This is a genomic window from Streptomyces sp. URMC 127 (assembly GCF_051386535.1).
Classification (GTDB): Bacteria; Actinomycetota; Actinomycetes; order Streptomycetales; family Streptomycetaceae; genus Streptomyces.
This window is the reverse complement of the sequence record NZ_JBPQTW010000018.1, coordinates 1-23,606: the sequence shown is the minus strand read 5'-3', so window position 1 is coordinate 23,606 and position 23,606 is coordinate 1. Positions and strand designations below refer to the sequence as shown.

General features: G+C 74.0%; 20 protein-coding genes. 6 read left to right on the top strand and 14 right to left on the bottom strand.

What is annotated here, in order from left to right:
- The gene (locus tag ACSNOH_RS06980; protein WP_436720315.1) at positions 1-1,782 is read right to left on the bottom strand and encodes an ABC transporter ATP-binding protein; all 1,782 of its coding nucleotides are present in this window, start codon (positions 1,780-1,782) and stop codon (positions 1-3) included.
- Entirely contained in the window at positions 1,779-3,602 is a 1,824-nt protein-coding gene (locus tag ACSNOH_RS06975; RefSeq protein ID WP_436720314.1) for an ABC transporter transmembrane domain-containing protein, read from the bottom strand. The genes ACSNOH_RS06980 and ACSNOH_RS06975 overlap by 4 nt, the downstream gene beginning before the upstream one ends.
- 160 nt (positions 3,603-3,762) lie before the next feature.
- Between ACSNOH_RS06975 and ACSNOH_RS06970 the strand changes: the two genes are divergently transcribed.
- The gene (locus ACSNOH_RS06970; RefSeq protein WP_436720313.1) at positions 3,763-5,379 is read left to right on the top strand and encodes a peptide-N4-asparagine amidase; all 1,617 of its coding nucleotides are present in this window, start codon (positions 3,763-3,765) and stop codon (positions 5,377-5,379) included.
- Positions 5,380-5,447: 68 nt separating this feature from the next.
- Here ACSNOH_RS06970 and ACSNOH_RS06965 read toward each other — a convergent pair whose 3' ends face one another.
- The gene (locus ACSNOH_RS06965; protein ID WP_436720312.1) at positions 5,448-5,888 is read right to left on the bottom strand and encodes a MarR family winged helix-turn-helix transcriptional regulator; all 441 of its coding nucleotides are present in this window, start codon (positions 5,886-5,888) and stop codon (positions 5,448-5,450) included.
- 96 nt (positions 5,889-5,984) lie between these two features.
- On the opposite strand from ACSNOH_RS06965, the gene ACSNOH_RS06960 reads away from it, so the two are divergent.
- Both ACSNOH_RS06960 and ACSNOH_RS06955 read left to right on the top strand, forming a co-directional pair.
- Positions 5,985-7,805 (top strand): ABC transporter ATP-binding protein, encoded by a 1,821-nt coding sequence (locus tag ACSNOH_RS06960; RefSeq protein WP_436720311.1) that lies wholly within the window; start codon positions 5,985-5,987, stop codon positions 7,803-7,805.
- Between the two features lie 64 nt (positions 7,806-7,869).
- A complete protein-coding gene (locus ACSNOH_RS06955; protein ID WP_436720310.1) occupies positions 7,870-9,228 on the top strand; it encodes an MFS transporter in 1,359 nt (452 codons plus the stop codon).
- Here the strand turns inward: ACSNOH_RS06955 and ACSNOH_RS06950 are convergent.
- From ACSNOH_RS06950 to ACSNOH_RS06930, 5 genes are all read right to left on the bottom strand, one after another.
- Entirely contained in the window at positions 9,225-10,448 is a 1,224-nt protein-coding gene (locus ACSNOH_RS06950; protein WP_436720353.1) for a CaiB/BaiF CoA transferase family protein, read from the bottom strand. The two genes, ACSNOH_RS06955 and ACSNOH_RS06950, sit on opposite strands and share 4 nt — an antisense overlap.
- Before the next feature lie 73 nt (positions 10,449-10,521).
- The gene (locus ACSNOH_RS06945; RefSeq protein ID WP_436720309.1) at positions 10,522-11,187 is read right to left on the bottom strand and encodes a LutC/YkgG family protein; all 666 of its coding nucleotides are present in this window, start codon (positions 11,185-11,187) and stop codon (positions 10,522-10,524) included.
- Positions 11,184-12,671: a lactate utilization protein B gene (locus ACSNOH_RS06940; protein WP_436720308.1), complete on the bottom strand. Its 1,488-nt coding sequence runs from the start codon at positions 12,669-12,671 to the stop codon at positions 11,184-11,186. Before ACSNOH_RS06940 ends, ACSNOH_RS06945 begins: the two co-directional genes overlap by 4 nt.
- Positions 12,668-13,456: a (Fe-S)-binding protein gene (locus tag ACSNOH_RS06935; RefSeq protein WP_436720307.1), complete on the bottom strand. Its 789-nt coding sequence runs from the start codon at positions 13,454-13,456 to the stop codon at positions 12,668-12,670. Before ACSNOH_RS06935 ends, ACSNOH_RS06940 begins: the two co-directional genes overlap by 4 nt.
- Positions 13,457-13,542: 86 nt before the next feature.
- Positions 13,543-14,655, bottom strand: a complete 1,113-nt coding sequence (locus ACSNOH_RS06930; RefSeq protein ID WP_436720306.1) for an FAD-dependent oxidoreductase — start codon at positions 14,653-14,655, stop codon at positions 13,543-13,545.
- Between the two features lie 54 nt (positions 14,656-14,709).
- On the opposite strand from ACSNOH_RS06930, the gene ACSNOH_RS06925 reads away from it, so the two are divergent.
- Positions 14,710-15,141, top strand: a complete 432-nt coding sequence (locus ACSNOH_RS06925; RefSeq protein WP_436720305.1) for a secondary thiamine-phosphate synthase enzyme YjbQ — start codon at positions 14,710-14,712, stop codon at positions 15,139-15,141.
- Positions 15,142-15,234: 93 nt separating this feature from the next.
- Here the strand turns inward: ACSNOH_RS06925 and ACSNOH_RS06920 are convergent, their stop codons facing one another.
- From ACSNOH_RS06920 to ACSNOH_RS06910, 3 genes are all read right to left on the bottom strand, one after another.
- The gene (locus tag ACSNOH_RS06920; RefSeq protein WP_436720304.1) at positions 15,235-16,155 is read right to left on the bottom strand and encodes a D-alanyl-D-alanine carboxypeptidase family protein; all 921 of its coding nucleotides are present in this window, start codon (positions 16,153-16,155) and stop codon (positions 15,235-15,237) included.
- A 150-nt stretch (positions 16,156-16,305) separates the two neighbouring features.
- Positions 16,306-17,025, bottom strand: coding sequence for an HAD family hydrolase (locus tag ACSNOH_RS06915; RefSeq protein ID WP_436720303.1), 720 nt, complete (start codon positions 17,023-17,025; stop codon positions 16,306-16,308).
- Positions 17,026-17,047: 22 nt separating this feature from the next.
- Positions 17,048-17,530, bottom strand: coding sequence for an Lrp/AsnC family transcriptional regulator (locus ACSNOH_RS06910; protein ID WP_436720302.1), 483 nt, complete (start codon positions 17,528-17,530; stop codon positions 17,048-17,050).
- Positions 17,531-17,871: 341 nt separating this feature from the next.
- Between ACSNOH_RS06910 and ACSNOH_RS06905 the strand changes: the two genes are divergently transcribed.
- Positions 17,872-19,374, top strand: coding sequence for an FUSC family protein (locus ACSNOH_RS06905; RefSeq protein ID WP_436720352.1), 1,503 nt, complete (start codon positions 17,872-17,874; stop codon positions 19,372-19,374).
- A 65-nt stretch (positions 19,375-19,439) separates the two neighbouring features.
- Positions 19,440-20,513 (top strand): lactonase family protein, encoded by a 1,074-nt coding sequence (locus ACSNOH_RS06900; RefSeq protein WP_436720301.1) that lies wholly within the window; start codon positions 19,440-19,442, stop codon positions 20,511-20,513.
- Between the two features lie 147 nt (positions 20,514-20,660).
- Here the strand turns inward: ACSNOH_RS06900 and ACSNOH_RS06895 are convergent, their stop codons facing one another.
- The 3 genes from ACSNOH_RS06895 to ACSNOH_RS06885 form a co-directional block, all read right to left on the bottom strand.
- Positions 20,661-21,599, bottom strand: coding sequence for a hypothetical protein (locus ACSNOH_RS06895; RefSeq protein WP_436720300.1), 939 nt, complete (start codon positions 21,597-21,599; stop codon positions 20,661-20,663).
- A gap of 126 nt (positions 21,600-21,725) precedes the next feature.
- The gene (locus tag ACSNOH_RS06890; RefSeq protein ID WP_436720299.1) at positions 21,726-22,844 is read right to left on the bottom strand and encodes an N-acetylglucosamine kinase; all 1,119 of its coding nucleotides are present in this window, start codon (positions 22,842-22,844) and stop codon (positions 21,726-21,728) included.
- A 67-nt stretch (positions 22,845-22,911) separates the two neighbouring features.
- Complete coding sequence (locus ACSNOH_RS06885; RefSeq protein ID WP_436720298.1) at positions 22,912-23,589, bottom strand: uracil-DNA glycosylase; 678 nt, start codon at positions 23,587-23,589, stop codon at positions 22,912-22,914.
- Positions 23,590-23,606 lie beyond the last annotated feature (17 nt).

Below are 23,606 nucleotides of genomic sequence, written 5' to 3'. Positions count from 1 at the left end.
CTAGCGGTGCCAGGAGCGCCACAGCGCCGCGTAGGTGCCGCCCGCCGCGACCAGCTCGTCGTGGCTGCCCAGCTCGCAGATCCGGCCGTCCTCCGCCACCGCGATGACGTCCGCGTCGTGGGCGGTGTGCAGCCGGTGCGCGATGGCCACCACCGTACGGCCTTCCAGGACCGTCGCCAGCGAACGCTCCAGGTGCCGGGCCGCGCGCGGGTCCAGCAGCGACGTCGCCTCGTCCAGCACCAGCGTGTGCGGATCGGCGAGGACGAGCCGGGCCAGTGCGATCTGCTGGGCCTGGGCCGGGGTGAGGGCGAGCCCGCCCGACCCCACCGCGGTGTCCAGGCCGGCCGTGAGCGCCCGGGCCCAGCCGTCGGCGTCCACCGCGCCGAGGGCGGCCCACAGCTCGTCGTCACCGGCGTCCGTCCTGGCGAGGAGCAGGTTGTCGCGCAGCGATCCCACGAAGACGTGGTGCTCCTGGTTGACCAGGGCCACGTGGCGGCGCACCCGCTCCGCCGGCATCCGCGCCAGCTCCGCGCCGCCGAGCGTCACCGCCCCCGAGCGCGGCGCGTAGATGCCGGCCAGCAGCCGGCCCAGCGTCGACTTCCCCGCGCCGGACGGCCCGACGAGCGCCACCCGGCTGCCCGGCCGGACCTCCAGGGAGACGCCGTGCAGGACGTCGTTGCCCGCCAGGTAGCCGAAGCGCACCTCGTCGGCGCGCACCTCCCGGCCCTCGGGGTCCGTGCCGTCGTCCTCGCTGTCCGTCCCGATCTCGTGTACGCCCACCAGCCGGGCCAGCGACACCTGCGCGACCTGCAGCTCGTCGTACCAGCGCAGGATCAGGCCCACGGGCTCCACCAGCATCTGCGCGAAGAGCGCACCCGTCGTGAGCTGCCCCACCGACACCCAGCCCTGCAGCACGAAGACACCGCCGACGATCAGGACGGAGCCGAACACCGTCGAATGCGTCACGTTGATCACCGGGAAGAGGACCGACCGCAGCCACAACGTGTACCGCTCCCACTGGGTCCACTCGGCGATCCGCCGGTCGGACAGCGCCACCCGGCGCCCGCCCAGCCGGTGCGCCTCGACGGTCCGCCCCGCGTCGACGGTTTCCGTGAGCGACGCCGCGACGGCGGCGTATCCCGCGGCCTCCGAGCGGTAGGCGCCGGGCGCCCGGCGGAAGTACCAGCGGCAGCCGGCGACGAGCACCGGCACGGCCACCAGCACGCACAGCGCGAGCGGCGGCGCCGTCACCGCGAGCGCCCCCAGCAGCAGGGCGGCCCAGACGAAGCCGATCGCCAGCTGGGGCACGGCCTCGCGCATGGCCTCTGCCAGCCGGTCGATGTCGGTGGTGATCCGCGACAGCAGGTCGCCGGTGCCGGCCCGCTCCAGGACGCCCGGCGGCAGCCCCACCGACCGCACCAGGAAGTCCTCGCGCAGGTCCGCCAGGATCTCCTCGCCGAGCACCGACCCGCGCAGCCGCACCATCCGCACGAACAGGGTCTGCACGGCCAGAGCGACGGCGAACAGCGAGAGCGTACGCCCGAGATGGACCTCCTCCGCCCCGGCCGACAAGTTCTCGACCATCCCGCCCAGCAGGTAGGGGCCCACCATGGAAGCGGTCACGGCGACGGCGTTCACCGTCACCAGCAGCGCGAACGCCCTTCGGTGTCTGCGGAGCAGTCCGCGCACGTAGGCCCGTACGGTCGCGGGCCCGGCGACCGGGAGCGTGGTCGCCGACTCCGGTGCCGCGGGGTCATGGGCCGGAGGGGCCACGCCGATCATGCCGACTCCTCGATCTGTTCGCCTCCGCCGGGCGCGGAGAGCTCCGGTTCCCTCGCCCCGGCCGCCGCGGGCACGGCGTCCGGTTCGCGCGTGACCACGGCGCGGTACGCCGGGGTGTCGTGCAGCAGCCCGCGGTGCGTGCCGACGGCCACGGCCCGGCCCTCCTGGACGAACACCACGCGGTCCGCCCGGTCGAGCAGCAGCGGGCTGGAGGAGAACACCACCGTCGTGCGGCCCCGCCGCAGCGCCCGCAGCCCGTCGGCGATCCGCGCCTCGGTGTGCGAGTCGACCGCCGAGGTGGGTTCGTCGAGCACCAGCACCTGCGGGTCGGTCACCAGCGACCGGGCCAGCGCCAGCCGCTGCCGCTGCCCTCCCGACAGCGAGCGGCCCCGCTCCGTGATCCGGGTCCGCAACGGGTCGCCGGAGGCGTCCGCAGAGGCCTGCGCCAGGGCGGTGAGCACGTCGCCGCACTGCGCCGCGGCCAGCGCCTCCTCGGCCGTGACGGCGCCGGAGGCCGGCACGTCCAGCAGCTCCGCGAGCGTCCCCGACAGCAGCACCGGGTCCTTGTCCTGGACGAGGACCGCGGTACGGGCCGCCTCCAGCGGCAGGTCGTCCAGGGCGACGCCGCCGAGCAGCGCCGACGGCGCCCCCTCGGCACCGCCCGAGGCGTGCCCGCCGAGCCGGTCGGCCATCCGGCCCGCCACGTCGGGATCGCCGCACACCACCGCGGTCAGCCGGCCCGCAGGAGCCGACAGCCCGCTCTCCGGGTCGTACAGATCCCCCGACGGCGCGGCCACGAGCCCCGCCTCCCGGCCGGCGGGCGCCGTGCGGCTCAGGGACAGCACGCGGGCCGCCCGCGTCGCCGACGGTCGGGAGAAGGAGTACGCCATGGCGATCTCCTCACACACCCGAAGAGGGAACAGGAGGAACGTGACCACGCTGTAGACGGTGACCAGTTCACCGACGCCGATCCGGCCGTCCTGGACCAGCCCGACCCCGTACCAGACCACCGCGATCAGCAGCAGCCCCGGCAGCAGCACCTGGACCGCCGCGATCAGCGCCCACATCCGAGCGCTGCGCACGGCGGCCCGGCGCACCTCCTGGGAGGCGCGCCGGTAGCGGTCCAGGAAGAGCTCCTCGCCGCCGATGCCGCGCAGCACGCGCAGCCCGGCCACGGTGTCGGAGGCCAGCTCCGTCGCGTAACCCGCCTTCTCCCGCTGCTCGTCGGCCCGTTTCGTCGCCGGCGGCAGCAGGGGCAGCACGGCCAGCACCAGAGCCGGCACCGCCAGCGCGATCAGCGTGCCCAGCGCGGGCTCGTAAACCACCAGGGCCGCGCACACGGCGAGCGTGGTGAACAGCGCGGAGCCGAAGCGCGACAGGGCCTCCACGAACCAGCCGATCTTCTCGACGTCGCCCGTCGAGACGGCCACGACCTCGCCCGCGGCGACCTGACGGGTCAGCGTGGCGCCCAACTCGGCCGTCTTGCGCGCCAGGAGCTGCTGCACACGGGCGGAGGCCGTGATCCAGTTGGTGACCGCCACGCGGTGCAGCATCGTGTCGCCCAGCGCGATCAGCGCGCCCAGCAGCACCATCAGCCCGCCCGCCAGGGCCAGCCGGGCGCCCGAGCGGTCGACCACGGCCTGGACGGCGATGCCGAGGGTCACCGGCAGCGCCGCCACGGCGGCCATGTGCACCACGCCCCACACCAGGGCCTTGACCTGGCCCGCCAGTTGGTTCCGCCCGAGCCAGAGCAGGAGGCGCGGTCCCGACCTCGTGTCGGGCCGGCCGGGATCGGAATAGGGAAGATCGCGAATCTGCATGACGTCCCAGGGGGTGGGCGGACGGGCAGGAGCTGTGAAAGGTTCGCTCCACTGGAGTGCCGCATTCAACTGGTTTTCGCGCACTGACGGCGAGTCAGGCCCGAGTCCGGCCAAAAGGGGCCCTGGCGCACGGCAGTTCGAGGCGCTTCACTCCTGCCCCATGAGACGACTGTTCCTCGCAGTGTGCGCCGCGGCCGCCGGCCTGGCGCTGGGAGCGGGCCCCGCACTGGCCGCGGGCCCGCCGGCCGAGTTCGGCACCGACTGGCACGACCCGGTCACCGCCGGCCCGCCCGTCGCCACGCCGGACACCAAGTCCTGCACGGTGACGCTCGTCGACACCGAATTCCGCGACTACACGCCCTACAAGGGCACGTACCTGCCGCCCAAAGGCTGCGGCGACCGCTGGAACAAGGTCGTCCTGCGGCTCGACGGCGCCGTCGCCGGGCGGCAGTACGACCGGCTCGGCTACCTGCAGGTCGGCGGGGTCGAAGTGCTGCGCACCTCCACCCCCGAGCCCTCGCCCGAAGGCATCACCTGGCGCGTCGAGAAGGACGTCACCCGCTACGCCGCCACCTTCCGGGACCGGCAGCCCGTCGAGATGCTCATCGGCAACCTCGTGAACGAGACCTACACCGGCGTCATCAAGGTCAAGGCAACCCTGACCTTCTATGCGGCCGAGGGAGGGGCCGGACCGGCGCAGACACCCGACAAGGTCCTCACTCTCGACAGCGCGCACAACGTTGGTACGTCCTACGAAGGCACGCTCACCACCCCGCTCAACAGCGAGCGGATCGTGGCGGAGGTGTACGCGACGGGCTCGGGCGGTGGCTGCGAGGAGTTCTGGTACCTGACGGTGCCGGACGCGGCCCCGTACTCCTGCAAGGCCAAGGACGGCCCGTACCGCGAGGTCCGGGTGTCCGTGGACGGCAAGCTCGCCGGCATCGCCGCGCCCTTCCCCACGGTCTGGACGGGCGGCTGGTCCAACCCCTTCCTGTGGTACGTCATACCGGGGCCGCGCGCCTTCGACGTAAAGCCCCTGGAGTACGACCTGACGCCGTTCGCCGGGCAGCTCAACGACGGCAAACCGCACCGCATCACGGTCTCGGTGGCGGGAGTGCCCGAGGGGCAGAGCGGCTGGAGCACCCCCACCAACGTCCTGGTGTGGCAGGACGCCGAGGCGAGCCGTGTCACCGGGGCGCTCACCACGCACCGGACCGGCACGCCCGCGAACACGGTCGCCTACGAGCCCGGGACCGAGCACACCCTGAAGGCCGACGGCGGGAACTCGCTGACGGTCGCGGGCTACGTCGACACCTCGCACGGCAGGGTGACGACCACCGTGGCCCGCAGGACGGCCGCCACCTCCGCCCACCGCTGGACCGACGGCGAGTCGAAGGACGGGCTGCGGGCCCGCTGGACGGACGACGAGGACGTCACGGTGGCCGGCCGGGGGCCGGCCGTCACGACCCGCGCCCACCGCGTCTACAGCATGGACGGCGAGATCACCATCGGCTCCGGGGACCGGCTGCGCACCGTGATGACCATGGGTGACCGCTCCGACAGCGTCACGCTCCGCGGCGGGAAACGGATCGGCTGGTCGCGGCTCGACGACACCTACACGGGTGACGCCGCGTACAACCAGAACGTCCCCCGCGAGCAGCGGCACGCGACCGGTGTCTCGCGCGAGCGCTACCGCCTCCTCGGGCCGGGCACCTGCTACGACCGGACCCTGGCCACCGCGCAGGGAGAACTGACGGAGGACAGCCGCTCCTGCTGATCACCCCGGCGGGCGCGCGACGGGCGGGCGCGGACGCCCCGCGGGAGCGTCCGCGCCCGCTCCGGCTGTCAGCAGGAGGGGCCCGGGCCCGCCATCAGCTCGTCCAGCAGACTCCCCAACTGCTCGCGCTGCGCGGCGGAGAGGGGCGCCAGCACGTCTTCCACGGCCGCCCGCCGGGCCTCCCTGAGCTCGCGCAGGACCCGGCGGCCCTCGTCGGTCAGCTCGATCCGGATGACCCGGCGGTTGGACGGGTCGGGCACCCGGCGCACCGAACCGCCGGTCTCCAGGGCGTCGACGAGGGTGGTGACGGCCCGCGGGACGACCTCCAGACGCTGGGCCAGGTCCGCCATCCGGGGCGGGCGGTCGTAGTGGGCGACCGTGCGCAGCAGCCGTGACTGGGCGGGGGTGATCCCGACCGGGTCCAGATAGCGCTTCTGGGCCCGGTGGAGCCTGCGGGTGAGCCGCAGCAACTGCTCGGCGAGCTGTCCGGACGGGTCGGAGGCGGTCATGATCACAAGGTTACCAGGACGAAATTCATTGTGAGCTTAGGTAACAGTGAGCTAAGCTCGGAAACCGTTACTGCCGTCTCCGAAAACCAGGAGCCCATGCACCACGACGAACAGCACTGGACCCCACCGCCCGCCGACCCCGAACAGCCCGCCCAGCTCCGGCGCATCCTGCGGCTCTTCCGCCCCTACCGCGGCCGGCTCGCCCTCGTCGGCCTCCTCGTCGCCGCCTCCTCGCTCGTCTCCGTCGCCTCGCCGTTCCTGCTGCGCGAGATCCTCGACACCGCCCTTCCGCAGGGGCGCACGGGGCTGCTGACCCTTCTCGCCCTCGGCATGATCGCCGCCGCCGTCGTCAACAGCGTCTTCGGCGTCCTGCAGACCCTGCTCTCGACGACGGTCGGCCAGCGCGTCATGCACGACCTGCGCGCCGCCGTCTACGACCGCCTCCAGCGCATGCCGCTCGCGTTCTTCACCCGCACCCGCACGGGCGAGGTGCAGTCCCGCATCGCCAACGACATCGGCGGCATGCAGGCCACCGTCACCTCCACGGCCACCTCGCTCGTCTCCAACCTGACCGCCGTCGTAGCCACGGTGGTCGCGATGCTGGCCCTCGACTGGCGGCTGACCGTCGTCTCGCTGCTCCTGCTGCCGGTGTTCGTCGCGATCAGCCGCCGTGTCGGCCGCGAGCGCAAGAGGATCACCTCCCAGCGGCAGAAGCAGATGGCGGTCATGGCCGCGATGGTCACCGAATCGCTCTCCGTCAGCGGCATCCTCCTCGGCCGCACGATGGGCCGCGCCGACTCCCTGACCCGGGCGTTCACCAAGGAGTCCGAGCGGCTCGTCGGCCTGGAGGTGAGGGCGAACATGGCCGGGCGCTGGCGCATGTCGACCATCGGCGTCGTCATGGCCGCCATGCCCGCCGTCATCTACTGGGCCGCGGGCATCGCCCTGCAGACGGGCGGTCCGGGCATCTCCACCGGCACCCTGGTGGCCTTCGTCTCGCTGCAGCAGGGCATGTTCCGGCCGGCCGTCAGCCTGCTGTCCACGGGCGTGCAACTGCAGACCTCCATGGCGCTCTTCCAGCGTATCTTCGAATACCTCGACCTGCCGGTGGACATCGCCGAGCCGGACAATCCGGTCCGTCTGGAGGAGGTGCGGGGCGAAGTGCGCTTCGAGAAGGCCGCCTTCGCCTACGACGCACCGGGCCCGGGCGGCGAGCCCCCGGCCCCCACGCTCAGCGGGATCGACCTGACCGTGCCGGCCGGCGGCAGCCTCGCCGTCGTCGGGCCGACCGGCTCCGGCAAGAGCACCCTCAGCTATCTCGTCCCCAGGCTCTACGACGTCACCGGCGGCCGCGTCCTGATCGACGGCGTCGACGTCCGCGACCTCGACTTCGACACCCTGGCCAGGGCGGTCGGAGTGGTCTCCCAGGAGACCTACCTCTTCCACGCCTCCGTCGCGGACAACCTCCGCTTCGCCAAGCCCGACGCGACGGACGAGGAGATCAGATCGGCGGCCCGCGCCGCGCAGATCCACGACCACATCGACGCCCTCCCCGACGGGTACGACACCCTCGTCGGCGAGCGGGGCTACCGCTTCTCCGGCGGCGAGAAGCAGCGTCTGGCCATCGCCCGCACGATGCTGCGCGACCCGCCCGTCCTCATCCTGGACGAGGCGACCAGCGCCCTGGACACCCGCACCGAACACGCCGTCCAGCAAGCCATCGACGCCCTCTCCGCCGGGCGGACGACGATCACCATCGCGCACCGCCTCTCGACGGTCCGCAACGCCGACGAGATCGTCGTCCTCGACGGGGGACGCATCACCGAGCGCGGCACCCACGAGGAACTCCTCGCAGCGGACGGGCACTACGCCGCACTCGTCCGCCGGGACGCGGGGCGCGTGACGGCCGACGTGTGAGGCGGGCGCACGAAGCCGGCTCGTACGGGTGTGCGGGGAGGTCGCCGGGGGGATCGAAGAGATCATGAAGCACTCCGAGCCACTGCCCGGGCCGGGCGACGGCGGCACGGCCACCCGCCCCGGGACGGGCCGCGAACCCGCCGCGCACGCCTCCCCGCCCCCGCCCCGTTCCTCCCTGCGCCAGCTCGCCGCGGCGTCCGTCGGCAACGCCGCCGAGTGGTACGACTGGTACGCCTACTCCTTCCTGGCGGTCTACTTCGCCGACCAGGTCTTCCCCAAGGGCTCCGGCGACTCCCTCGTGCCGCTGCTCTCGGCCTTCGCCGTCTTCGCGGTCGGCTTCTTCATGCGCCCGGTCGGCGGCCTGCTCATGGGCGCGGTCGCCGACCGGCGCGGCAGGCGGACGGCCCTCACGGTCACCATCCTGCTGATGGGCGCCGGAAGCCTGCTCCTCGCCCTCACCCCCACCTACGCCGCCACGGGCCTGCTCGCACCCGTGGTCCTCGTGGTCGCGCGCCTGATCCAGGGGCTCTCGGTCGGAGGGGAGTTCGCCGCGTCCACGACGTTCCTCGTGGAATCCGCGGGGCCGGGCCGCAGGGGGCTGTTCTCCAGCTTCCAGTACGTGTCCACCACCATCGGCCAGCTCCTCGCCTCGGGCACGGCCGCGCTCCTCGCCCACCTCCTCAACGACGGGCAGATGAGCGACTGGGGCTGGCGCGTGCCGTTCCTCATCGGCGCGCTCATCAGCCTGGCCGGGTTCTGGATACGGCAGGGCGCGCAGGAGACCCACGACGTGCCGGACAAGGCGTCCGAACGCCCGGCCGTCCTGGAGGCGCTGCGCCGCCACCCGCGCCAGTCCCTGCTGATCTGCGGCATCACCGCCGGCGGCACGCTGGCCTACTACACCTGGACCACCTACCTGCCGACCTACGCCCAGGTGAACACGGGCATCAGCAAGGGCGATGCGCTCGCGGCCGGCACGCTCTCGCTGGCCTTCTTCGCCGCGCTGCAGCCCCTGGGCGGACTGCTGTCGGACCGGGTGGGCCGCAAGCCCCTGCTGATCGGCTTCGCCGTGGGATTCGCCGCCCTGGCCGTCCCCCTGCTGCACGCCGTCAGCGGCTCCTTCGCGTCACTGCTGCTCGTGCAGTGCGCCGGCATGGTGCTTCTCACCGGCTACACCTCGATCGCCGCCGCCGTGAACGCCGAGATCTTCCCGGCGCGGGTGCGGGCCGCGGGCATCGGCTTCCCCTACTCCCTCACCGTGGCACTGTTCGGCGGCACCGCCCCCTACCTCGGCACCTGGTTCAAGGACGCGGGCCACCCGGGAGCCTTCCCCTGGTACGTGGCCGGGCTCTGCCTCGTGTCCGCGTGCGTGTACGTGATCCTTCCGGAGACCGCCGAGCGCCCGCTCGACCGGGCCGGTTAGCCCGCCGGCCTCCGGTCCTCCGCAGGCCCGGAGGCCACTGCCGGAGCGCCGTCCGGCACGGCGAACTCGGCGCGCACGGCGTCCGTGTGCTCGCCCAGCGCCGGCACGGCCCGCATCAAAGCCTCCCGGCCCCGCACCTCGACCGGCGGGAGCAGACCGCGCAGCGGGCCTGCGGGGGAGCCGAACTCGCGCCAGCGGTCGCGCGCCGCGAGCTGCGGATGGGCAGCGAACCCGGCGACCGTCCGCAGCCGGGCGTTCGCGATGCCCGCGCCGTCCAGCAGAGCGGCCACGCCGTCCGCCGTGTGCCGGGCGAAGTGCTCCTCGATGACGGCGGTGAGCTCCTCGTCGTGGGAGCGGCGCAGCGGGTTGTCGGCGAAGCGGGGGTCGCGGACCAGTCCGGGCCGCCGCAGCACCCGCTCGCACAGGGCCGTCCATTCCCGGTCGTTCTGCACGCTCAGGAACACCTCCCCGCCGTCCCCGCAGCGGTAGTGCCCGTAGGGGGAGATGGAGGGGTGGCGCGCTCCGCTGCGGGTGAGCGGAGGGCCGCCGTAGGCCTCGGCGAAGTACGGCTGCCCCATCCACTCCGCGAGCGCGTCGAAGAGCGAGACGGACAGCGCCGTGCCCTCACCGGTGCGCTCCCGTTCGTAGAGGGCGGTGAGGATGCCGGTGTAGGTGTACATGCCGCCCGCTATGTCGGCCACCGAGATGCCGGGGCGGGCCGGGGAGTCCGGGTGCCCGGTGAGCGAGACCAGCCCGGTCTCGCACTGCACCAGCAGGTCGTAGGCCTTCTTGTCGCGGTACGGGCCCTCGGTGCCGTACCCGGAGACGTCGCAGGTGATCAGGCGGGGGTGCCGGGCGCGGAGCACGTCGCTGCCGAAGCCGAGCCGTGCGGCCGCGCCGGGGGCCAGGTTCTGGACGAACACGTCGGCGCGGGAGAGGACGCGGTCGAGCAGAGCGCGGTCCGCCCCCGCCCTGAGGTCGAGGACGACGCTCTCCTTCCCGCGGTTGACCCAGACGAAGTAGGCGGAGAGCCCCTTGGCCCGGCGGTCGTAGTCGCGGGCGAAGTCCCCGCGCCCCGGCCTCTCGACTTTGATCACGCGCGCGCCGAGGTCGGCGAGCTGGCGGGTGGCGAAGGGGGCGGCCACGGCCTGTTCGAGGGCGACGACCATGACGTCGTGCAGGGGCAGCTTCAACTCGACTCCTCCCGCCGGGCAGTTCATATGACCGGGGTTGTGGACAGTGCGGCGCACAGACGATCGCTGCGGGCATAGTGTCGCGCCCATGGACACCAGCTCACAGCTTGCGCGGGTCGCCCCCCACGAGGACCACTTCGAGGGTGCGCGGACCGTGCACGCCCTCGACCCGCTCCAGTTCGATGTCACTCGTTGCCGACGGGCCCGAGATCCAGGTCAGGGGCCGTGCCGGGGCCAGCCGCCGGAGGGCCTGCGGCACGGAGTCCACGACCTGGTCGCCGGTCCGCACCACGCAGATGTGGTGGTCGGGCACGAGCGTGAGGCGGCGGGTTCCCTGGTCCGGGCCCGCGTCGAGCACGACCGTCCCGGTCTCGGCGACGGCCAGCGCGCAGGCGGTCACCACGCTGCCGGCCGACTCCAGCTCACGGAGCGTCAGTCCGGGCGAGTCGACGAGGAGTTCGGCGGACGCACCCGTCAGCCAGCCGGAGGGGAGCCCGGCCGGTACGGCCACCCGGCGGGCGCCGCGCTCGCGGAGCAGCCGGGCGAGGAGCGCGGGCAGCCCCGGTGCGTCCGTGCGGTGGACGAGGGCCCGGTAGTCCGCCAGGTTCTCCGCGAGGAGGTCGACGGTCTCGGCGCGCGAGCGTTCGCCGTGCTTCTCCGCGTAGTCGCGCGCGACGGGGTGATCGGCCGGCTGCTCCGACGCCGGCACGTCGCGGAGCGCCCGCCGCACCCGGCCGAGGATCAGTTCCCTGCTGCTGCCGATCACAAAGCGCCTCCTGCGGAGCCGGTGCGGCCGCGGGTGCGGGCCCACCAGTCGCGGAAGGGCTCCGGCGGCACGCCGGGCAGGTCCCGGGTGTCCGACCAGGCGCGGCCCGGTCCGGGCAGCCGCCGGGGGTGCAGGCCGCGGGTGCGGGCCAGCAGCCGCTGGCCCCGGCGCAGTGCGCGGGGGTGGTCGAGGGCCCAGCCCGCGGCCCTCATCACGGCGCGCTCGGCGGTGTGCCGCTTCGCGGGCCTGATGACGGTGCGGGTGCCGCGGATCGTCACCGGCCCGCCCTCCGCGACCCTCTCCCGCAGGTGGAGGAGGATCTCGGGGATGTCGATGGCCACGGGGCACGCCTCGAAGCAGGCGCCGCAGAGGGAAGAGGCGTACGGGAGGGACTCCTCCAAGGGCGAGGCGAGGCCCCGGAGCTGGGGCGTGAGGACGGCCCCGATGGGCCCCGGGTACGGAGAGCCGTACGCATGGCCCCCGGCCCGCTCGTACACGGGGCAGACATTGAGGCAGGCCGAGCAGCGGATGCAGCGCAGGGCCCGGCGGCCGGTGGCGTCGGCGAGGGTGTCGGTGCGGCCGTTGTCGAGCAGGACGAGGTGGAAGGCGCGCGGCCCGTCGCCGTCGGTGGTGCCCGTCCACATCGAGGTGTACGGGTTCATGCGCTCGGCCGTCGACGAGCGTGGCAGCAGCTGGAGGAAGATCTCCAGGTCGCGCCAGGTGGGCACGACCTTCTCGATGCCGACCACCGAGATCAGGGTCTCCGGGAGGGTGAGGCACATCCGGCCGTTGCCCTCGGACTCGACCACGACGAGCGTTCCGGTCTCCGCCACCGCGAAGTTGGCCCCCGAAACGGCCACTTTGGCCCGCAGGAACTTCTCGCGCAGGTGCAGCCTCGCGGCCTCGGCGAGATCGGCGGGGCTGTCGGTCAGCCCCTCGGGCGCCGGCAGGCCCCGGTCCGCCATGCGGCTGCGGAAGATGTCGCGGATCTCCGACCGGTTGCGGTGGATAGCGGGCACCAGGATGTGGGAGGGCAGGTCGTCCCCGAGCTGCACGATGAGCTCGGCCAGGTCGGTCTCGTGCGCCCGGATGCCTGCCGCGGCGAGGGCGCCGTTGAGCCCGGTCTCCTGGGTGGCCATGGATTTGACCTTGACCACCTCGCGCTCCCCGGTGGCCAGCACCAGATCCGTGACGATCCGGTTGGCCTCGGCGGCGTCGGCCGCCCAGTGGACCGTGCCCCCGGCCCGGGTCACGGACTCCTCAAGCTGTTCGAGGTAGTGGCCGAGGTGGCGCAGGGTCCGGTCCTTGACCGCGGCTCCGGCGGCCCGCAACCGCTCCCAGTCGTCCAGCTCCGCGACGGCCCGGTCGCGCTTGGCGCGGATCGTGCGGGTGGCGCGGCGGAGGTTGGCGCGGAGCCGCTCGTCCCGGGTCGAGGTCTCGGCAGCACGGGGGAAGGGCGGCATGCCCAGGTAGGTTCCGGTCACCGGGCGGCTCCCGTGCGGGTGTTGCCGGGCAGAGGCAGCGGGTCGTCCTTGCTTGCGGCCAGGATCTCGGCGATGTGCACGGGACGGACGGCCGAGCCCTGGCGGGCGAGGATCCCGCCCAGGTGCATGAGGCAGGAGTTGTCGACCGTGCACACGGCGCGGGCTCCGGTGGCGGCGACGGCGCGGGCCTTGTCGGCGCCCATGGCGGCGGAGACGGCCGGGTTCTTGACGGCGAAGGTGCCGCCGAAGCCGCAGCACTCCTCGGCGCCCGGCAGCTCCCGCAGCTCCAGGCCCTCCACCCGCTCCAGGAGGCGGCGCGGCCGGTCGCCGAGGCCGAGGACCCGCAGCCCGTGACAGGTGGGGTGGTAGGTGACGGTGTGCGGGTAGTAGGCGCCCACGTCGGTCACGCCGAGGACGTCGGTCAGGAACTCCGTCAGCTCGTAGGTCCTGGCCGCCGCCCCGGCCACGGCTTCGGGCACCGCGCCGGCCCGGCCCTCGGCGGCCGCCTTCGCGGCGATCCGCGGGTAGTTGTCGCGGACCATGGCAGCACAGGAACCGGAGGGGGTGACGATGTAGTCGTGGTCGCGGAAGGCGGTGGCGTAGCGGCGCAGGAGGGGCTCGGTCCGGTGCCGGTAGCCGGTGTTGAACAGCGCCTGGCCGCAGCAGCTCTGTTCGGCGGGGAAGTCCACCCGGACGCCCAGCCGTTCGAGGAGGGTGACGACGGCCCGGCCGGTGTGCGGGTAGAGGGTGTCGTTGACACAGGTCACGAACAGCCCGACGCGCATGACCGGTCCCTCCTCGCTCGCCGGGCGGCGCCGTTACCGCGCGGCGGATCCCGTCACCGCGTTCCCGCGGTGATCACCGGAGGGCCTCATACTGCCGCAGGGATCAGCGGCTGTGAAGAACCGAGCAGCTCGCGGATCTCCCGTACGGCCGCACGGCCCGCCCGGTTGGCGCCGATGGTGCTGGCCGACGGGCCGTAGCCGACGAGGTGCACGCGGGGGTCACGGGCCGCGCGCGTGCCCTCCAGGCGGATGCCGCCGCCGGGTTCGCGCAGCTTGAGCGGGGCCAGGTGGTCCACGGCCGCCCGGAAGCCCGTGGCCCAGAGGATGACGTCGGCGTCGGCGGAGCTGCCGTCGGCCCACGCCACGCCGGAGGGGGTCACGCGGTCGAACACGGGCCGCGGGACCAGGACGCCGGCCGCCCGGGCCCGCTCCATGGCCTCCGTCATCGGCAGCCCGGTGACCGAGACGACGCTCTGCGGCGGCAGGCCCCGGCGCACCCGCTCCTCCACGCGGGCGACCGCGGCGCGTCCCCACTCCTCGTCGAAGGGGCCCTCGCGGAAGACCGGCGGCCTGCGCGTCACCCACGTCGTCGCCGCGGCGACCTCGGCGATCTCCAGGAGGTGCTGTACGGCGGAGGTGCCGCCGCCGACGACCACCACGCGCTGCCCGGCGAACGCCTGAGGGCCGGGATAGTCCGCCGTGTGCAGCTGGCGGCCGCGGAAGAGCTCCTGTCCGGGGTAGCGGGGCCAGAAGGGGCGGTCCCAGGTGCCCGTCGCGTTGATCAGGGCCCGTGCCGACCACAGCCCCTCGGAGCTCTCGACCGTCAGCCGCCCGGCCTGCCCTTCCTGACCGGCCTGCCCGTCGCGCACCGCGCGCACGGCGACGGGCCGGTGCACGCGCAGGCCGAAGGCGCGCTCGTAGCCGGCGAAGTAGCCGCCGATCACCTCCGAGGACGGCCGGGACGCGTCGGCGCCGGTCAGCTCCATGCCCGGCAGCGCATGCATGCCGTGCACCTTGCCGTAGGTGAGCGTGGGCCAGCGGAACTGCCAGGCCCCGCCCGGCCGCGGCGAGCGGTCCAGGACGACGAAGTCCTCGTCCGGCTCGTACCCCGCACGGCGCAGGTGGTAGGCCGCGGACAGTCCCGCCTGGCCGGCACCGATCACCACGACCTCGGTCTCGCGGACCCCGTGATTGTTCATGTTTCTACTAACCCGGGTGAGGGGAGATCTCTTCCCGCGTACGAAAATGGAGCCATGGCAGACATCCACGGCTCCTTCCGCACCCACGTCATCGACATCGCCACCGGCTCGGCGGAGACGGTGTACGACCTCACGCACGACTGCGAGGCGTTCCTGCGCGAGGCGGCCGCCGGCCGCGACGGGCTGCTCAACGTCTTCGTCCCGCACGCCACGGCCGGCGTGGCCGTCCTGGAGACCGGCTCCGGCAGCGACGAGGACCTGCTGTCCGCCCTCCACGACCTGCTCCCGGCGGACGACCGCTGGCGCCACCGCCACGGCAGCCGCGGCCACGGGCGCGACCACGTGCTGCCCGCCCTCGTGCCGCCGCACGCGACCCTCCCGGTCATCGGCGGCAGGCTGGAGCTGGGCACCTGGCAGTCGGTGTGCCTGGTCGACACCAACAGGGACAACCCGGACCGCCAGGTGCGGCTGACCTTCCTCGGCTGAACCGGCTGAACCGGCTGAACTTTGCGGAAGCGGCTGAACCGGCCGACCGGGGCCGCGCCCGCCGAAACGGAGGGCTGCCGGGCGCCGGGCCCGTCAGTCCTTCTGCGCCGACTCGGGCAGCTGCCGGAGCTTCACGCTGCTCTTGGTCCGGTAGGCCCAGTCCAGCATCTTCACGGCGTCCGGGTAGCGGTTCGCGCCGTCGTTGAGGAGCACGCCGACCACCGTCCGGCCGTTCCGCTCGGCGGCGAAGACCAGGCAGGCACCGGCCGCCGTGCCGGTGCCGGTCTTGATGCCGATGGCGCCCTTGTACGACCCCAGCAGCTTGTTGGTGTTGTCCCAGTAGTAGGTGCGGTTGACGTTCGCCGCTTTCTGACGGGTCGCCGGCGTCCTGACCACCGTCCGGAACGTGCCGTTGCCCAGCGCGTGCCGGGCCAGCTGCGCCGAGTCGCGCGGGGTCGTGTAGTTGTTCCCCGCCCGGGATATGCCGTCGAAGGAGTCGTACCTGGTGTTCTTCAGGCCCAGGTCGGCGGCCTTCTTGTTCATCTTCGCGATGAACGACGCCGTCCGCGCCGCCTCGGTGCCGCCGCTGCCGAAGGTGTCCGCCAGTGCGTACGCGGCGTCGCAGCCCGAGGGCAGCATCAGGCCGTACAGCAGCTGCCGCACGGTCATCTTGTCGCCCGTGCGCAGGTCGGCCGTGCTCGCACCCTGGCGGGCCACGTAGTCGCGGTACGACTGCTTGATCGTGACCTTCTTGTCGAGGTCCACTCCCTTGGTGTCCAGCACCGTCACCGCGGTCATCACTTTGGTGGTGCTGGCCATCTGCCGCTTGGTGTCGGCGTCCTTGCCCCAGAGCGTGCCGTTCTTGCCGCCGTCGAGCAGGAACGCGCCCTTCGCACTGACCGAGGGGCCGCTCGCGGCCTCGGCGGTCGTCACCGGGAGCGCGACGGCGACCGCTGCGGTTGATGCGACCACGGCCGCGCCCCAGCGGCGGACCGGTCTTGCGGATCGCTCCATATATGCCTCTGTTTCTCGCGTGTTGAGCTGCCTTGAGCTGCGTCGAGCTGAGTGCTTGAGCCCGCTTGAGCAGGGCGGTTCCCCTCGCCCGCAATGCCGAGCGAGCCGATAATCGCACCAGTTCTGCCGTCGCGAGAACCTGGGGGCGCCTCAGTTTCCGCCGGTGACCCAGTCGTAGGCCCGCCCGGCGTCGAACTCCTTCTGACCGCCCGGGAAGAGGAGCCCCGCCGAGGTGAACGCGGGGTCGCCGGCGGTCCGCGGCAGGTAGGGCACCGCGATGCACCGCATCCCCGCCCGGCGGGCCGCCTCCGCGCCGGGCGGGGCGTCCTCGACCACCACGCAGTCAGCCGGCGCCGCGCCGAGCCGCCGCGCGGCCTCCAGGAACACGTCCGGCTCGGGCTTGCCGTGCGCGACCTCCTCCGCCGAGACCAGCGTGCTCAGCAGGCCGCCGAGCCCGGTGCGGGCCAGCACCGCCTCGATCGCCGCCCGCGAGGAGCCCGACGCCACGGCGAGCGGCACGCCCGCCCCGTGCAGCAGGCCGACGAATCTGCGCATCTCCGGGAACGCCCGCGTGTGCGCGGCGGCCAGCTCCAGATAGGCGCGGTTCTTGGCGGCGAGCAGCTCGTCGACCGGCGCCTCGATGCCGTGCTCGCGGCGGAGAGCCTCCAGCGTCTCCCGGGTGCCGATCCCGATGAACCGGGTGTGCTCCTCCCAGGTGAAGCCGGGCGCACCGTACTGCTCCAGGACCCGGCGGCCCGCTTCGTAATAGTCCGGCTCGCTGTCCACGAGCGTTCCGTCGAGATCGAAAATGACCGCAGGCCTCTCTCCGACCCCAGGGCTCTCTCCGACCGCAGGCCTCTCTCCGAACATCAGCCGCTCCGCGCCCCGGCCCTCAACCGCTCCGCTGCGCCGCGCGCCCCACGGAGTCGACCAGGGGCAGCACCCGGTAGGGCACCCGCTCGCGCAGCACCATCTCCGTACGGGTGCGCACCACGCCCGGCGTGCGGACCAGCACCTGGATCACGTCCTCCAGGTGGGCCGCGTCCCGGGCGACCACCCGGGCCAGCAGATCGCCGCCCCCGGTGGTCGAGAAGGCCTCCATGATCTCCGGGACCTCCGCCAGCGCCTCGGCGACCGTGTCCAGGTGCCCCTGAGTGACCTCGATGTGCACGAACGCCAGCACGGGGTGCCCCAGGGCGGCGGGCGACAGGCGCGGCCCCGAACCGGTGATCACGCCCTCGCGCTCCAGCCGGTCGAGCCGGGCCTGAAGCGTGCCGCGGGCGATGCCCAGCACGCGCGCGCACTCGCGCACGCTCGTGCGGGGCTGCTCCAGCAGCAGCCGGAGGATCTTCGCGTCCAGAGCGTCCACGGCCATGGGCCAACGGCCTCCTCGTGGTCGGAGCTTCCGGCCGGTAACTGTACCAATGGCCCAGTCATTCAGCTCGCTGTTGAGCCACTGAGGCAAGTGATGTTTTCCTTCAACCATCGATGGCGTTGCGCTGGGCTGCGCCGGGCGGCGAAGGAGCCGCACCGGACCCCCGCAGCGCCTTTGTCATGCCGAAGGCAGAAGACGTCACACGTCACACGTCGCGCGTCCTACGTCGTGCGTCGCGCGTCGTTGCGTCACGCCGAAGGCAGAAGACCGGAAGACCATCCGTACGCGTGCGTGCGCGCGCGTACCCACTCGGGGAGAAGGGGGCGGCAGCGCTGAAGAGGATCTTCGTGGCTCCGGATCCGGGCCTGCTCCGGCTGCGGACCGCCGTCCGCGCCGTCATCGGCGTGGGCTTCGCGGTCACCGTCGTCGAGCTGTCCGGCCTGCCGCTGTCCGCCTCCATCACGGGCGGCCTCGCGGCGCTGCTCGCGATGTTCACCGTCGGCGACGCGACGCCGGGCCGCCAGGTGGTCACGACGGCGCTGCTGCCCGCCGTCGGGTTCCCCGTGCTCGCCCTCGCCTCCGCCCTGCACGGCACGCCCCTGGTGCGCGACGCGGCCTTCCTCGCCGTCGTGTTCTGCGGGGTCTACGCCCGGCGCTGGGGGCCGCGCGGACAGGCGCTCGGGATCTTCGGCTTCATGATGTTCTTCGCCACCCAGTTCCTGCACGCCGTGCCCGCCCAGCTCCCGCACCTCTACGCGGCCGTGATCATGGCCCTCGCGGCGTGCGGCCTCGTGCGCTTCGGCGTCTGGTGCATCGAGCGCCGCACCCCGCCGCCCGCCGCCCCGGCCCCGCTCGCCGGGCGCGGCCTCGCCCGGCCCACCACCCGGCTGGCCTTCCAGAACACCGCGGCCTGCGCTCTCGCGCTCGGCGTCGGTCAGCTGGTCTCCGACGAGCGCTGGTACTGGGCCGTGGGCACCGCCTGGTGGATCTTCGTCAACACCGCCTCGCGCGGCGAGACCCTCGTACGCGGGTTCCGCCGCGTCGTCGGCACCCTGGCCGGCATCGCCGCCGGCCTCCTCGTGGCCGTGCCGCTGCACGGCGCGCCCGGGCCCACCGCCGTCCTCGTGGCCGTCTGCGTCTTCGGGATCTTCTACACCGCCGCGCCGTCGTACAGCTGGATGATGTTCTTCGTGACCGTCATGGCAGGGCTGCTCTACGGGCTGCTGGGCGTCCTCCACCCCGGCCTGCTCGCCCTGCGCTTCGAGCAGACCCTCGTCGGCGCCGCCGGCGCGGCCCTCGCCGTCGCCGTCGTGCTGCCCGTCACCACCCACGCCGCCACGGACGCCTGGATCCAGCGCGCCCTGCTCGCCGTACGGCACTGCACGGCGGACTCCGCGCGGCGGCTGGCCGGAGACGCCTCCGCGGATCCCGCCCCGCACGTCGCCGAGCTCGAACTCCTCCTCGGCAAGGTCCGCGTCTCCCTCGCCCCGCTGCTGCACCCGCTCAGCCCGCTGCGCGCCCGCAAGGAGCGCGCGCGGCAGGTCGTGCTGCACCTCGACGACTGCGCCCGGCAGGCGCGCGGCCTCGCGGCCGTCGCGGCCGACCCCGACGCCTCGCACGACGCCCGGCTCACCGCCGCCTGCCAGCGCGTCGAGTCGGCTCTCCTCGGACTCGTCGCGTCCGGCGGGGAGGCCCGGCCGGCCGCAGTGCTGCCCGGTGCCGCGCCGCACCACCACCCCGGCGCCGAGGCCGCGCTCGCGCACCTGCACGACCTGGAGGCCGCGCTGTCCTCGCTGGCAGAGCCGCTGCGCAGCGGCCCGCGCGGAGTGTTCGCGGAGGCCTGACATCCGGTATGCCGGTGGCGCCGTGTAGCGTCGGGATCACAGTCTTCGGGGGCGGGGAGGGCGGCATGACGGTCGGCGGAGGACGGGAAGGACGTGCCGGGCGGCGCGGGCGGCTCGCGTACATCGGGTCGTACACCGAGGCCGGCGGCAGAGGCGTCACGGTTGCCGAGGCCGACCCCGGCACGGGCGCGCTGAAGCTGCTGGGGTCGACGGACGCCGTGGCGAACCCCTCCTTCCTCGCGCTCTCGCCCGGGGCCGACGTGCTGTACGCGGTGAGCGAGACCGACGAGGGCGCCGTCGCGGCCTTCTCCCTCGCCGATCCCCTGCGCCCCCGGCCGCTCGGCGAGCCGGTGCCCGTGCGCGGTGACGCCCCCACGCACCTGGCCGTCACCGGCACCCACGTGTTCACCGCCAACTACGGCTCGGGCAGCGTCAGCGCCCTGCCGGTCCGCAGGGGCGGCGGGCTCGGCGCTCCCGCGGCGGTCCTCGCCCACCGGGGCAGCGGCCCGGTCGCGGACCGGCAGAAGGGCCCGCACGCCCATGCGGTCGTGCCCGACCCCTCGGGCCGCATGCTCCTCGCCGCCGACCTCGGCACAGATTCCCTGTGGACGTACGCCCTCGACCCGGTGACGGGGCTGCCGCGCCCGCACGGCGAGACCCGGCTGCGGTCCGGCACGGGCCCGCGGCACCTGGCGTTCGCTCCCCGCACCGACCGCATCTACGTGCTGAACGAACTGGTGCCGAGCGTCACCGTCTGCCGCTGGAGCGGCGCGGACGGGGCGCTGGAGCCCCTTGGGGAGACGCGCGTCCTTCCGCCGGGCGAAGCCGTACAGACGTACCCGTCCGAGCCCGTGGTCTCCGCGGACGGGCGGTTCCTCTGGACGGCCAACCGCGGCCACGACAGCATCTCGGTCCTCGCCCTCGACGCGTCGGGGGACGTGGCCGGGCTCCGCGCGGTCGCCGGCTGCGGCGGTGTCTGGCCGAGGGACCTGACCCCGGACCCGTCGGGGCGGTTCCTGTACGTCGCCAACGAGCGGTCGGGCGACGTCGCGTGGTTCGCCGTCGACCCGGAGACGGGCGTGCCGTCCCTGGCCGGCACGGTCGCCGTGCCGGCGGCGTCCTGTGTGATCTTCAACTGACACCGGCGTTCCCACGCGCGCCCCGGAACGCCGAGAGGGGCTCTCCGCGGCGCGGGAGCCCCTCTCCGGGGAAAACGGACGGGCCGGGCGGTCAGACGGTCACGGCACGGTCTGGTCGCAGGACCCGTACGGACAAGCGGTGGGCGGTCAGCGCGCCGGGCTCGGGGCCGGCTGCAGGGATATGCCCAGCAGCTCCGCGTACTTGGCCAGGACGAGCTTGCCTATCGCCGGGTAGGCGCCGAGCGGCGCGGACGCGGCGCAGTCCGCCTCCTTGGCGGCGGCGTCCGCGAGCCCCTCGGCGATCTCCGGGCCGATGAGGCCCGGGGCGAGCGCGAGGTTCCGCGAGCCGGAGCCGCGCAGCTGGTCGGCCGCGCGGGCGATGTCGCCGTCGATGTCGAGAGCGGCCGCGAGGACCGGCACGGCGAGGCGGGCGGAGAGCAGCATGCCGCTGATCCCGGCGGCCTGCACGGCCTCCTCGCCGCCGACCGTCGCCAGAATGATCCCGTCCGCCGCCGTTGCGACTGTGAACAGTCGCGCGCGGTCGGCGCGGGCCAGACCGGCCTCCGACAGGCGCACGTGCAGGGCCTCGGCGAGCAGCGGGTGCGGGCCGAGCGCGTCGGTGAGCTCGGCGGCGGAACCGCTGCTCATGACGGACTGGCGGATGCGGCGCAGGAGGGCGTTGTCCGGGCCGGCCAGGAGCGGCACCACGATGGCCGGGGGCCACTGGTCCCACGCGCCGGCGGCGCCGTCCTCGGCTCCGGCTTCGCGGGCTTCGCCGGCGCGAGCGGTGCGCTGCGCGGCGGCGTAGGCGAGGACGGACTCCAGGGAGGGGTAGCCCTCGGTGTCACCCTCGGCGTCCACGTAGCCGATGCGGGCGTCGAGGCCGGGGAGCTCGGAGCGGGCGATGCTGAGCACCTCCTCGGCGAGGAGGCGCGTCGCCGTGCCGGGGAGCCCCGGAACGGCGAGAACCAGCGGCGGCGCACCGGCGGGAGCGACCGCCGGCTCCGGCCGCCGGTGCCGTCCGGGCTGACGGGGTCGCGGCATTCGTACAGGCAGGCCAGGCGCGGGCCCTGTGGGGGAGCTCATGGCGCCGCATGTTAGTCGTTCGGGGGACTGGGCCGTTCGGGTGGGGGCGTCCCGGTGGTGTCTGTCCGGATTTATTCGCCCAAAAATACGCTCATCGCAGAAGTGTGCGGATGTGACCGGGAGTGTTCAGCAAACGACGGTGAGCATGGGCGGATCGGCCGGCAGCAGCAGACTGCCCGTCAGAAGGGCTCCGGCCACGCACAACGCGCCGTCCAGGGGCCGGCCCGCCGCGGTGACCGGCCGCGCAGCGGGAAGTTGCAGCTGCAACTCCTCGCGCAGGGGTGCGAGCAGCGGCTCGCCCAGGCGCAGGAGGCCTCCGGTCAGCGCCACGTCGTGCCCTTCGCCGGGGCCGTACACCGCGCCGGCCGGATGCGCCAGACCTGCCTGCCGGCCGGCTGTCGCAGGGGATGATTCCCGGCCGCCTGTCGCAGTGGACGATTCCCGGCCGCCTGCTGCGGGGGGCGATTCCCTGCCGGGCCGCGGTGGCGGGCAGACGGCCGCGGCCGCCTCGGCGATGTGCCGGGCCGCACGGCGCAGGATGCCGGCCGCCACCGGATCGGCCGGCGCGCACCGGGCCACCTCAGGAGCGAAGGAGGCGAGGACGGCGGGCCGGTCCGCCCGGGGGTAGAGGGCGGCGGGCAGCTCCGCCGGCGGGCCGAGGACCTCCCGCAGCCGCTCCAGCAGGACGGGCGAGCCGCCGGCCCGCCCGTCGTACGCCCGCATCGCCGCCTCCAGCCCCGCGCGGCCGATCCAGGCCCCGCTCCCGCAGTCGCCGAGCAGGTGGCCCCAGCCGTCGGCACGCCGCCAGCCGCCCTCCGCGGTCAGGTCCGTGCCCACCGCGATCAGCCCGGTGCCCGCGGCGACGACCGCTCCCGGCCGCTGGCCCAGGGCCCCGGCGTACGCGGTGACGGCGTCCGTGGCGAGGGCGAGGCGGCGCACGCCGAGCGCCTCGCGCAGGGCGGAGGGCAGGACGGCGCGCAGCTCCGCACCGAGAGAGGCCATGCCGGCGGCGCCCACACAGACGGCCTCGCAGCGCTGCGCCCCGGCCTGCGCCAGCAGGCTCCGTGCGGCGGGCAGCACCTGGCGCAGAAGGCCCCGGGCGTCGATGCCCTGTCCGCCGACGCCCGCCGGGACGGAGGAGGACCAGGTCAGGTCCGGGCCGTTGCCTGGGACCGCCCGCAGGCCGACGCGGATTCCCGAGCCGCCGGAGTCGACGCCCAGGACGTGGCCGGCCGCCGGGCTCACCGGACCGGCCGCACCGGCAGGCGCCCCGCGGCGGATGCGGCCGGTGCTCCGGGAGCCTCCGCCGCCGTCACGGCAGCTGCCAGTCCACGGGGGCCGCGCCCTGGCGCGCCAGCAGGTCGTTGGCGCGGCTGAACGGCCGCGAGCCGAAGAAGCCGCGGTCGGCCGACATGGGGGAGGGGTGGGCCGACTCCACGGACGGCACCTGGCCCAGGAGCGGACGCAGGTTGCGGGCGTCGCGCCCCCACAGGATCGCCACCAGCGGCCGCCCCCGCTCGACCAGCGCCCGGATCGCCTGCTCGGTGACCTCTTCCCACCCCTTGCCGCGGTGCGCGGCGGGCTTGCGCGGGGCGGTGGTCAGCGCCCTGTTGAGCAGCAGGACGCCCTGCCGGGTCCACGGCGTGAGGTCGCCGTTGGACGGCCGCGGCAGCCCCAGGTCGGAGTGCATCTCGCGGTATATGTTCTCCAGGCTGCCGGGCAGCGGGCGCACCTCGGGGGCCACCGAGAAGCTCAGCCCCACGGCGTGCCCCGGTGTGGGGTACGGATCCTGACCGACGATCAGCACCCGCACGTCGTCGAACGGCTGCTGGAAGGCGCGCAGGACGTTGGCGCCCGACGGCAGGTACGTACGGCCCGCGGCGATCTCGGCGCGCAGGAAGTCGCCCATGGCGGCGATCCGGCCGGCCACCGGCTCCAGGGCCTTCGCCCAGCCCGGTTCGACGATCTCGTGCAAAGGTCGTGCAGCCACAGCTGCCGCCCCTCCCT

Bases quoted from the DNA above. Each gene is read 5' to 3' on its own strand.
- ACSNOH_RS06980 (WP_436720315.1), bottom strand. From the start codon at position 1,782: ATGATCGGCGTGGCCCCTCCGGCCCATGACCCCGCGGCACCGGAGTCG.
- ACSNOH_RS06975 (WP_436720314.1), bottom strand. From the start codon at position 3,602: ATGCAGATTCGCGATCTTCCCTATTCCGATCCCGGCCGGCCCGACACG.
- ACSNOH_RS06970 (WP_436720313.1), top strand. From the start codon at position 3,763: ATGAGACGACTGTTCCTCGCAGTGTGCGCCGCGGCCGCCGGCCTGGCG.
- ACSNOH_RS06965 (WP_436720312.1), bottom strand. From the start codon at position 5,888: ATGACCGCCTCCGACCCGTCCGGACAGCTCGCCGAGCAGTTGCTGCGG.
- ACSNOH_RS06960 (WP_436720311.1), top strand. From the start codon at position 5,985: ATGCACCACGACGAACAGCACTGGACCCCACCGCCCGCCGACCCCGAA.
- ACSNOH_RS06955 (WP_436720310.1), top strand. From the start codon at position 7,870: ATGAAGCACTCCGAGCCACTGCCCGGGCCGGGCGACGGCGGCACGGCC.
- ACSNOH_RS06950 (WP_436720353.1), bottom strand. From the start codon at position 10,448: ATGAACTGCCCGGCGGGAGGAGTCGAGTTGAAGCTGCCCCTGCACGAC.
- ACSNOH_RS06935 (WP_436720307.1), bottom strand. From the start codon at position 13,456: ATGCGCGTCGGGCTGTTCGTGACCTGTGTCAACGACACCCTCTACCCG.
- ACSNOH_RS06930 (WP_436720306.1), bottom strand. From the start codon at position 14,655: ATGAACAATCACGGGGTCCGCGAGACCGAGGTCGTGGTGATCGGTGCC.
- ACSNOH_RS06925 (WP_436720305.1), top strand. From the start codon at position 14,710: ATGGCAGACATCCACGGCTCCTTCCGCACCCACGTCATCGACATCGCC.
- ACSNOH_RS06920 (WP_436720304.1), bottom strand. From the start codon at position 16,155: ATGGAGCGATCCGCAAGACCGGTCCGCCGCTGGGGCGCGGCCGTGGTC.
- ACSNOH_RS06915 (WP_436720303.1), bottom strand. From the start codon at position 17,025: ATGTTCGGAGAGAGGCCTGCGGTCGGAGAGAGCCCTGGGGTCGGAGAG.
- ACSNOH_RS06910 (WP_436720302.1), bottom strand. From the start codon at position 17,530: ATGGCCGTGGACGCTCTGGACGCGAAGATCCTCCGGCTGCTGCTGGAG.
- ACSNOH_RS06900 (WP_436720301.1), top strand. From the start codon at position 19,440: ATGACGGTCGGCGGAGGACGGGAAGGACGTGCCGGGCGGCGCGGGCGG.
- ACSNOH_RS06895 (WP_436720300.1), bottom strand. From the start codon at position 21,599: ATGAGCTCCCCCACAGGGCCCGCGCCTGGCCTGCCTGTACGAATGCCG.